Annotated in this window: 9 protein-coding genes; 4 read left to right on the forward strand and 5 right to left on the reverse strand. The window is 71.7% G+C overall.

All coding sequences use genetic code 11. From position 1 onward, the window contains the following. Positions 1-45: 45 nt before the first annotated feature. Together QZ483_RS03120 and QZ483_RS03125 are read right to left on the reverse strand one after the other, a co-directional pair. The gene (locus QZ483_RS03120) at positions 46-453 is read right to left on the reverse strand and encodes a thioesterase family protein (protein ID WP_297081529.1); all 408 of its coding nucleotides are present in this window, start codon (positions 451-453) and stop codon (positions 46-48) included. Between the two features lie 4 nt (positions 454-457). Continuing rightward, a complete protein-coding gene (locus tag QZ483_RS03125) occupies positions 458-1,105 on the reverse strand; it encodes a QsdR family transcriptional regulator (protein ID WP_297081530.1) in 648 nt (215 codons plus the stop codon). Between the two features lie 111 nt (positions 1,106-1,216). On the opposite strand from QZ483_RS03125, the gene QZ483_RS03130 reads away from it, so the two are divergent. Both QZ483_RS03130 and QZ483_RS03135 read left to right on the forward strand, forming a co-directional pair. After that, positions 1,217-2,449, forward strand: coding sequence for an acyl-CoA dehydrogenase family protein (locus QZ483_RS03130; RefSeq protein WP_297081531.1), 1,233 nt, complete (start codon positions 1,217-1,219; stop codon positions 2,447-2,449). A 73-nt stretch (positions 2,450-2,522) separates the two neighbouring features. After that, a complete protein-coding gene (locus QZ483_RS03135; RefSeq protein WP_297081532.1) occupies positions 2,523-3,737 on the forward strand; it encodes an acetyl-CoA C-acetyltransferase in 1,215 nt (404 codons plus the stop codon). A 132-nt stretch (positions 3,738-3,869) separates the two neighbouring features. Here the strand turns inward: QZ483_RS03135 and QZ483_RS03140 are convergent, their stop codons facing one another. From QZ483_RS03140 to QZ483_RS03150, 3 genes are read right to left on the reverse strand one after another with little or no spacing between them, the layout of a single operon-like run. Continuing rightward, entirely contained in the window at positions 3,870-4,331 is a 462-nt protein-coding gene (locus tag QZ483_RS03140) for a MaoC family dehydratase (protein ID WP_297081533.1), read from the reverse strand. Beyond that, a complete protein-coding gene (gene fabG / locus QZ483_RS03145) occupies positions 4,328-5,077 on the reverse strand; it encodes a 3-oxoacyl-ACP reductase FabG (RefSeq protein WP_297081534.1) in 750 nt (249 codons plus the stop codon). Before fabG ends, QZ483_RS03140 begins: the two co-directional genes overlap by 4 nt. Positions 5,078-5,102: 25 nt before the next feature. Further along, the gene (locus tag QZ483_RS03150; RefSeq protein ID WP_297081535.1) at positions 5,103-6,245 is read right to left on the reverse strand and encodes a zinc-binding dehydrogenase; all 1,143 of its coding nucleotides are present in this window, start codon (positions 6,243-6,245) and stop codon (positions 5,103-5,105) included. A 179-nt stretch (positions 6,246-6,424) separates the two neighbouring features. On the opposite strand from QZ483_RS03150, the gene QZ483_RS03155 reads away from it, so the two are divergent. Continuing rightward, complete coding sequence (locus QZ483_RS03155) at positions 6,425-7,594, forward strand: NAD(P)/FAD-dependent oxidoreductase (RefSeq protein ID WP_297081536.1); 1,170 nt, start codon at positions 6,425-6,427, stop codon at positions 7,592-7,594. A gap of 270 nt (positions 7,595-7,864) precedes the next feature. Beyond that, the coding region (locus QZ483_RS03160; protein ID WP_297081537.1) for a beta-L-arabinofuranosidase domain-containing protein at positions 7,865-8,790 on the forward strand (926 nt) is incomplete at its 3' end.

The raw sequence follows: 8,790 nt of genomic DNA on the forward strand, positions 1-8,790 counted from the left end.
TTGTGGGAAACCCGGATCGACGCGGCCGGTGCCAGGAGGGCGGATTCAGTCCGTCAGCGACCGCCCGATCGCCGCGCGCATCGCGTCGGGGATGGGCGTGGGGCGTCGGGTCGCCTCGTCGACGAAGACGTGCACGAACCGGCCGCTCGCGATGGGCTCGGACTCGCCCGCGCGCAGGATGGCGGGCGCCCACGTGATGCTCGTCGACCCGAGACGCTCGACCCCGACTCCGACCTCGAGCGGCTCGGGGAAGGACGCGGCCGCATGGAACTCGCACGAGCTCGCGGCGCACAGGGCGATCACGGCGCCGTGTGGGTCGAGCCCGCCGTGGGCCATCATCCACGCGTTCACGGCGGAGTCCATCGCCTCGTAGTAGACCGTGTTGTTGACGTGTCCGTACTGGTCGTTGTCGTTCCAGCGCGTGGGGAACGCGTGCCGCGTCAGGTAGCCCATCGACTCACCCGTCCACGCGCAGGAGCAGTCGGAACGCCGCCTCCGCGCGCTCCGCGCTGGGCGTGTCGCCCGAGATCAGGTCCGCGTAGCTGAAGGACTCCGACACCCGGACGAGCAGGTAGGCCAGCCCCTCGGGGTCGATCGCGCCGTCGAGGGGCCGATCGCCCAGCTCGGCGCCGACCAGCCAGGCCGCGGTCGCGACGTAGCGACGCTGGATGGGGCTGTCCTTGGTGGTGAGCAGGCGCAGCGCCCGCGCCGGCTCGCGGCGCAGGAACTTCCGGAAGTAGCTCGCCGTGATGAGGTCGTCGACGAAGTGGGTGAGGATGCTCGCGATGCGCGCCCCTCCTCGCGCCTCGCCCGCCTCCTGATCGGCATGGACGAGGGTGGGGATCGCGAGCGACCACAGGACCTCACTCAGCAGGGCGTCGCGGTTGCCGACCCACCTGAACAGCGAGGTCCGGTCCACGCCCAGCGACGCCGCGAGCGCGCCCATGTCGATGCGCGCTCCCGCGATGAAGGTCTCCCGGGCCGCGTCGAAGGCGCGCCTGGCCTCGGGGTGGGCGCCGCCGGCGAGCCTCGCCGAGAGCGTCGACGGCGCGGCGTCGATGCCCACGGTGGCGATCGTGGCGAGCGCCCGCGTCGTCGTGGTCATGCACCGCACTCTAGCGCGGCCAGAGGGCCCGAGTGCAACATTTTCGAGATTGTGGTGCAACATCTTGGGTTTTGATGCATACTCATCCTGACACCGAGGATCGGAGAGACGATGACGTTCACGACCACGCCCCCATCCGTGCAGGATCAGGCACCCGCCGAGCTCCTGGACGTGGACTTCTACGAGTTCCAGCACCAGCTCACCGATGTCGAGCAGGCAGCACTGCGCGATATCCGCGCCTTCCTGGAGCAGGAGGTGCGTCCGATCGCCGACGACCACTGGGAGCGCGCGGAGAGCCCTCGCCACCTGGTGCCTCGCATTGCGGAGCTCGGCCTGTACGGCAACGCCTTCCCCGAGACCGCGAAGTTCGAGAACAGCAACATGTATCGCGGCTGGGTGGCCCTCGAGCTCGCCCGCGTGGATGCGTCGCTCGCCACCTTCATCGGCGTGCACTCGGGCCTCGCCATGACCTCGATCGCCGTGGGCGGCTCGGACGAGCAGAAGGCCGAGTGGCTGCCGGTGCTCGCCCGCGGCGAGCAGGTCGCGGCCTTCGGCCTCACCGAGCCCGACCACGGCTCGGACACGGCCCGCGGGCTCGAGACCACCGCGCGCCGGCGCACCGGGCCCGACGGGCGCGACGAGTGGGTGCTCAACGGCGCCAAGCGGTGGATCGGCAACGGCGCGTGGGCCGACCTCGTGGTCATCTGGGCGAAGGACGTGGCCGACGACCAGGTCAAGGGATTCCTGGTGCGCACGCCCGCACCCGGGTTCAGCGCGTCCAAGATCGAGCGCAAGCAGTCCCTGCGCGCAGTGGAGAACGCGGACATCGTCATGACGGACCTCGTGATCCCCGAGACCGACCGCCTGCAGAGGATCGACGGCTTCCGTGACGTCGCGGTCGTGCTGCGCCTCACCCGCGCCGACGTGGCATGGCAGGCCCTGGGAGTCGCTGTGGGCGCCTATGAGGCCGCGCTGAAGTACGCCCAGGAGCGCCACCAGTTCGGCAAGCCCATCGCCTCGTACCAGCTGGTCCAGGAGAAGCTCGCCCGGTCCCTGTCCAACATCACCGCGTCGATCGCGCTGTGCATGCGGGTCTCGCAGATGCAGGACCAGGGGATCCAGCGCGATCACCACTCGGCGATGGCCAAGGCCTTCGTGACCGCCCGGATGCGCGAGACCGTCGCGCTGGCCCGCGAGATCACTGGCGGCAACGGCATCACGCTCGACCAGGGCGTCGCGCGCTTCTTCGCCGATGCGGAGGCCGTCTACACGTTCGAAGGGACCTACGACATGAACTCCCTGATCGTGGGCAAGAGGATCACCGGCCTCTCCGCGTTCCTCTGAGCCCCTGACACCCACCTGATCCGACTCCGCGTCGCCGGCGCGGCGGTCACCCCTGCCATCGAGGAGGATGCGCATGCCCGAGGCGTACATCGTCGCCACTGCCCGCTCACCGATCGGACGCGCCTACAAGGGCTCGCTCGTCGGGGTCCGACCCGACGACCTCGCCGCCCGCATGGTCGCGGCCGCGGTCGAGAAGGTCCCGGGGCTCGATCCCGCGCGGATCGACGACCTCATGATGGGATGCGGCCAGCCCGCCGGAGAGCAGGGCTTCAACATCGGGCGCATCGTTCCCGTGCTGCTCGGATGGGATGGCGTGGGCGGCACGACCGTCAACCGCTACTGCTCGTCGTCGCTGCAGACCACCCGCATGGCACTCCACGCGATCAAGGCGGGCGAGGGGGACGTGTTCGTGTCCGCCGGTGTCGAGTCCGTCAGCCGCTACGCGGCCGGCGCGTCGGATCTACCGGAGGCCGTCAACCTGGTTTTCGCCGATGCGCTGGCCCGCACCGCCGCGAGGAGCGAGGCCGGTGCGCCCACCTGGGAGGACCCACGCGCGAGCGGGGCGCTGCCGGATCCGTACATCGCCATGGGACAGACAGCGGAGAACGTCGCCCAGGTGCACGGGATCACGCGCGACGAGCAGGATGCGTTCGCGGCGCGGTCTCAGCAGCGCGCGGCCGCGGCGATCGAGTCAGGATTCTGGGCCAGCGACATCACTCCCGTCACCCTCGACGACGGCACGGTCATCGCCGCCGACGACGGCCCGCGTCCGGGCACCACCGTCGACGTGCTCGCTGGCCTGGACCCGGTATTCCGGCCGGACGGCACCATCACGGCCGGCAACGCGTGCCCGCTCAACGATGGCGCCGCCGCCGTAGTGATCGTGTCCGAGAGGGTCGTGCACGAGTTGGGGCTGTCTCCGCTGGCACGCATCGTCTCGACGGGCGTCACCGGAGTGTCCCCTGAGGTGATGGGCCTGGGCCCCGTGGACGCCTCGAGGCGCGCGCTCGAACTCGCTGGCCTCACCATCGAGGACATCGACCTGGTCGAGATCAACGAGGCCTTCGCCGCCCAGGTCATCCCGTCCGCGCGCCAGCTCGGCATCGACGAGGACCGCCTCAACGTCCACGGCGGCGCGATCGCGGTGGGCCACCCCTTCGGCATGACCGGTGCACGCATCACCTCGACCCTGATCAACGGCCTCGCCGCGACAGGCGGCCGCTACGGGCTCGAGACCATGTGCGTGGGCGGCGGGCAGGGCATGGCCATGGTGATCGAGCGCGTCTGACGCCTCCCCGCACATGGCTCGAGCCCCGCGCGGCAGCGCGGGGCCCGAGCTCGTTGCCGCACGGCCTCCGTGGCGGAAGGCGAGGGGCCGATGCGGCGACGTCGCCACATCGGCCCCTCCACCGCATCGGCCCTACGAAGGCATGGGCACGAACAGCCCGATCGTGTCCGCCACGACGGCGGGCCGGTCGGAGCCCTCGAGCTCGACCGTGGTGTGGGAGTAGACCCGATACCCCTGCGCGCTGGCCTCGACCGAGGTGATCTCGGTGACCGCGCGCACGCGGGATCCGGCGGGGACCGGCTGCACGAAGCGCACCTTGTCGAGGCCGTAGTTGACGGACATCGCCACGCCTCCGACCTCGAGGAGGCCCAGCACCAGGTGCGGCAGGAGCGAGAGGGTGAGGTAGCCGTGGGCGATCGTGGTGCCGAATGGCCCGGCGGCGGCGCGCTCGGGGTCGAGGTGTATCCATTGGTGGTCCTCGGTGGCGTCCGCGAACAGCGCGATGCGCTCCTGCGAGATCCCGAACCACTCGCCGGTCGCGGTGAGCCCCACGACGCCGGGCAGATCTGCGGGGGTGTCGACGACGATGCTCATGCGCGCGGCCCTCCTGCCACGTAGAGGACCTGTCCCGTGACGAAGCCCGCCTCCTCCTTGCAGAAGAACGACGCGGCGGCCGCGATGTCCTCGGGCTGGCCGGCGCGTCCCACCGGGATCTCCTTGACCATGTGGCCCACGAAGTCGTCGAACTCGACGCCGAGGCGCTGCGCGGTGGCGCGGGTCATGTCCGTGGAGATGAAGCCGGGCGCGATCGCGTTCGCCGTCACGTTGTAGCGGCCCAGCTCGATCGCGAGGGTCTTGGTGAAGCCCTGCATGCCCGCCTTCGCCGCGGAGTAGTTCGCCTGGCCGCGGTTGCCGAGCGCCGAGGTGCTGGAGAGGTTGACGATGCGTCCCCACCCGGCCTCGACCTGGTGCTTCTGGACCGCCTTGCTCATGAGGAACGCGCCGCGCAGGTGGACGTTCATGACGGCGTCCCAGTCGTCGACGGTCATCTTGAACAGCAGGTTGTCGCGCAGGATGCCGGCGTTGTTGACCAGGATCGTGGGCGCGCCCAGCTCCTCGGTGACGCGGGCGACGGCGGCGTCGACGGCGTCCGCATCGGAGACGTCGGCGCCCACGGCGATCGCGCGGCCCCCCGCCTGGCGGATCGCGTCGACGGTGCCCGCGCACGCGGCCTGGTCGAGGTCCACGACGGCGACGGCGTGGCCGTCCTCGGCGAGTCTGCAGGCGGTCGCGGCGCCGATGCCGCGGGCGGCTCCGGTGACGATGGCAATGCGGGTCATGCGGTGTCCTCTCGTGGGGTGAGCATCAGGGATGGGAAGTCGTCGCAGGCGGGGCGAACTCGATGAGCTGGCGCAGCTCGCTGCCCTCCGCGAGCCGGTCCATGGCCTCGGGAAGGTCCTCGAGGCCGATGCGGGCGGAGACCAGGCGCTCGAGAGGCAGCGCTCCCGCGCGCCAGAGTTCGACGTAGCGCGGGATGTCGCGGGCAGGCACGGCAGAGCCCAGGTAGCTGCCCACGACCGTGCGGGCCTCGGCGGTCAGAGTCAGCGGCGGAATCGCGGCGCGGGCGTCGGGGGCGGCGAGGCCCACCGTGACCGTCGTGCCGCCGGGGGCGGTGAGCGCGAAGGCCGTCTCGAATGCGCGGGCGGAACCGGCAGCCTCGATCACGACGGGCGCGCGCAATCCGCGTGACGCCGCGTCGTCGGGGTGCAGGGCTTGCGACGCCCCCAGCGACCTCGCGAGCTCGAGCTTGGATGGGACCGGATCCACGCCCACGACCTCGTGGCCGAGTGCCGCGGCGACCAGCAGTGCCGCCATGCCCACGCCGCCCAGACCCACCACCATCACCGTCGCGCCGGGGGCGGGCCTGCCGGCGTTCAGCACGGCTCCGCCTCCGGTGAGCACGGCGCACCCCAGGAGCGCAGCGACGGCAGGAGGCACGTCCAGATCGACGGGCACCACTGACGTGCGGCTCACCACGGCGTGGGTCGCGAACGCGGAGACGCCCAGGTGGTGGTGGACGTCCTGGTCGGCTTCCCCCGCGACGGAGCGGTGCAGGCGCCGGTCGCCGCCCACCAGCGTCCCGGCGTTGTTCGCGAGCGTGCCCGGGACGCACGGGAGGCGCCCGTCCGTGCGGCACCCGTCGCACTCGCCGCAGCGCGGGAGGAAGGTCATCACCACCTGGGTGCCGAGCGCGACGTCCTCGACGCCGTCGCCCGTGGCCTCGACGATTCCTGCCGCCTCGTGACCGAGGAGCATGGGGGTGGGGCGCACGCGGTTGCCGTCGACCACACTGAGGTCGGAGTGACACACGCCGGCCGCCTCGATGCGCACGAGCAGTTCGCCGGGGCCGGGAGGGTCAAGCTCGAGCTCCTGCACGGTGAGCGGACGTGACTGTGCGTACGGGGCGCTCGCTCCCGATGTCTCCAGCACCGCACCCGTGATGCGCATGCGCGACCTCCTCGTCGTCGGTGCACCCGCACCGCGAGTCCAACCATACCGACCGGGCGGTATGTTGTCACGCGGCAACCCTCAGGCGATCCTCACGCGCGCACTGAGCGTCCCTCACGCGCGATCCGGACCATGGTGCGGGTGCCCTACAGGGCACACCACACCCAGGAGGATCACCGATGACGACACGTCATGAGAACCATGCCGTCGTGGTGGGAGCCGGAATCGCCGGACTGCTCGCCGCCCGCGCACTGAGCGACCACGTCGCTCACGTCACCATTCTGGAGCGCACTCGCGTCGACGACGCCGTGGGCGCCGCTCCCACGGCCGCTGGCCTCTGGCCGGCCTGCACGCTCACCCCACCCACGCTTGCACTGCTCGAGGCCCGGATGCCAGGGCTTGCGGGGGATCTGCTGCGCGCAGGAGCCGTGCCGGTCGCACGCGACGGGGCCCCCTCGAACGCCTACCGGCCCGTCGACCACCCCGCCACGCTCGCACTCACCGAGCGGCTGGTGCTGGACACTGTCCGGCGTCGCCTGCTCCACGATCACCCGAACGTGTCCGTCCATGATGGCGTCCACGCCGAGCGAGCGCTCCTCACGGGCCGTCGCATCACAGGTGTCAGCGCCGCCGGAGCCGCCATGAACGCGGACCTGGTGGTCGACGCGACGGGCCGCGGAGCGCAGCTGCTCGCGAGCGCGATCGAGGACGGGGTGGAGGCGCCGACGGCGACCTCGGTCGTGCTGTCGATGGACTACCGCACACGGATCTTCGCTCGCAGCGCCACGGCGGTGGCGATGGCGTCCACTGCGCGAGATGCGCGCGGCGGGCGCGTCGCCACGTTGGCGCCCATCGAGGGTGACCGCTGGGCCGTGACCCTTGGCACGTGGCCTGCACGCACCGCACCCACCACGCCAGCGGGCTTCTCCGCCGCGATCGAGACGCTCGGCGACCCTGCGCTGGCGATGGTCGTCGACGGCTGCGAGCCGCGCTCGTCCCTGGGCCACGCGACGCTGGCGCGCACGCGCCTGCGCCGTCCGCACCTCTCCACGACCCCACTCGACGGCCTCGTGCTCGTGGGGGACTCGCTGTGCACGCTCGACCCGCTCGCGGGCGTCAGCGTGCGCAGCGCGAGCCTGCAGGCCCACATGCTCGCCGCCGCACTGTCGCAGCACGCCGTCGTCTCCCCTGAACTGACTGCCGCCTACCATCGTTGGGCGGGAGCCGCGGTCGAACGCCCGTGGCGCGAGGGAAGCGGCGCGGCGACGGTGGCGTCCCGGCCGCGAGCGCAGGCACCCGCCAGGGTCGCTCGCAGCCTGGCGCGCCTCGAGCGGTCCCTGGCGCGGTGACGCGGTTCTCAGCGTCCGCACCCTGCCCGCGCCCGGCTCGCTTGGCCGCGTGGCCCCGACAGTACGAACCAAATCCTGATGCGACACGCCGTCGGGAGACCCGGATCCGGCCGACACGCCGAGGGCGTGGGCGACTCCTGGTTCGTACTACCGCGCGCGGGGGCGGGCGAGGCGATGGGTAACGTCCGACGCTCGAGGCAGGTATGATTTACATCGTTGCAAAGAAGCCGCGCCTCGCTCCGCGCGAGTGCCAGTTATCGATGAGGATCCATGCCAGACTCCACCCGCACCGCACCTCTGCCCGCCGCGCGCGTGCCAGCGTGCGCAGATCTCACGCCCCTGCCCCTGACTGAGGTCTCGCTGGCGCCCGGCGGCGAGCTCGGCACCTGGCAGCGCATCAACCGCGAGCGCACTCTGCCCCACGTGATCGCGCGCCTCGAGAGCAGCGGCGTCATGGACAACCTGCGTCGCGTGGCCGAGGAGGCCGCCGCAGACTACCGGGGCTTCAACTTCGCGGACTCGGACCTCCACAAGACCCTCGAGGCGATCGCGTGGGAGTCCGCGCGCGTCCCGGGAAAGCAGCCCTGGGAGGACTTCGCGCAGTCGGCCACCGCCCTGCTGGCCCGGGTGCAGCGCGAGGACGGCTACCTGTACTCGCACGTCCAGGGCCACGACGACCAGGAGCCGTGGCGCGACATGCGGTGGGGGCACGAGCTGTACGTGCTGGGCCACCTGATCCAGGCTGCCGTCGCCCGCGAGCGCGCCACGGGGGCCGACGACCTCATGCAGGTCGCGCGACGCTTCGCCGACCTCGCGGTCCGCGAGTTCGGTCCCGACTCGGCGCGCGCCGACGGCTATTGCGGCCACCCCGAGATCGAGACCGCGCTCGTCGAGCTCTACCGCCACACCGGGGAGATCGCCTATCTCGACACCGCCGCCGCCATGGTCGACAGGCGCGGCACCGGCGCGCTGGGGACAGGTCCGTTCGAGCCTGCGTACCACCAGGACCACGCCCCCGTGCGCGAGGCACAGGAGGCCACCGGCCACGCGGTCCGCCAGCTGTACCTGAACGCGGGCCTCGCGGACCTCGAGGCGGAGAGGGCCGATGCGGCGATCGCTGCCGCTCTCGACGCCCAGTGGCGCTCGGCTCACGGCACCAAGGAGTACGTGACCGGCGGCATGGGGTCCCGGCACAA

It is taken from the genome of uncultured Demequina sp., from assembly GCF_913055775.1.
In the GTDB taxonomy this organism is placed as follows: Bacteria; Actinomycetota; Actinomycetes; order Actinomycetales; family Demequinaceae; genus Demequina.

What these genes read in the sequence shown, in the direction of transcription:
- QZ483_RS03120 (WP_297081529.1), bottom strand. Translation starts at nt 453, where the DNA reads ATGGGCTACCTGACGCGGCACGCGTTCCCCACGCGCTGGAACGACAAC.
- QZ483_RS03125 (WP_297081530.1), bottom strand. Translation starts at nt 1,105, where the DNA reads ATGACCACGACGACGCGGGCGCTCGCCACGATCGCCACCGTGGGCATC.
- QZ483_RS03130 (WP_297081531.1), top strand. Translation starts at nt 1,217, where the DNA reads ATGACGTTCACGACCACGCCCCCATCCGTGCAGGATCAGGCACCCGCC.
- QZ483_RS03135 (WP_297081532.1), top strand. Translation starts at nt 2,523, where the DNA reads ATGCCCGAGGCGTACATCGTCGCCACTGCCCGCTCACCGATCGGACGC.
- QZ483_RS03140 (WP_297081533.1), bottom strand. Translation starts at nt 4,331, where the DNA reads ATGAGCATCGTCGTCGACACCCCCGCAGATCTGCCCGGCGTCGTGGGG.
- fabG (WP_297081534.1), bottom strand. Translation starts at nt 5,077, where the DNA reads ATGACCCGCATTGCCATCGTCACCGGAGCCGCCCGCGGCATCGGCGCC.
- QZ483_RS03150 (WP_297081535.1), bottom strand. Translation starts at nt 6,245, where the DNA reads ATGCGCATCACGGGTGCGGTGCTGGAGACATCGGGAGCGAGCGCCCCG.
- QZ483_RS03155 (WP_297081536.1), top strand. Translation starts at nt 6,425, where the DNA reads ATGACGACACGTCATGAGAACCATGCCGTCGTGGTGGGAGCCGGAATC.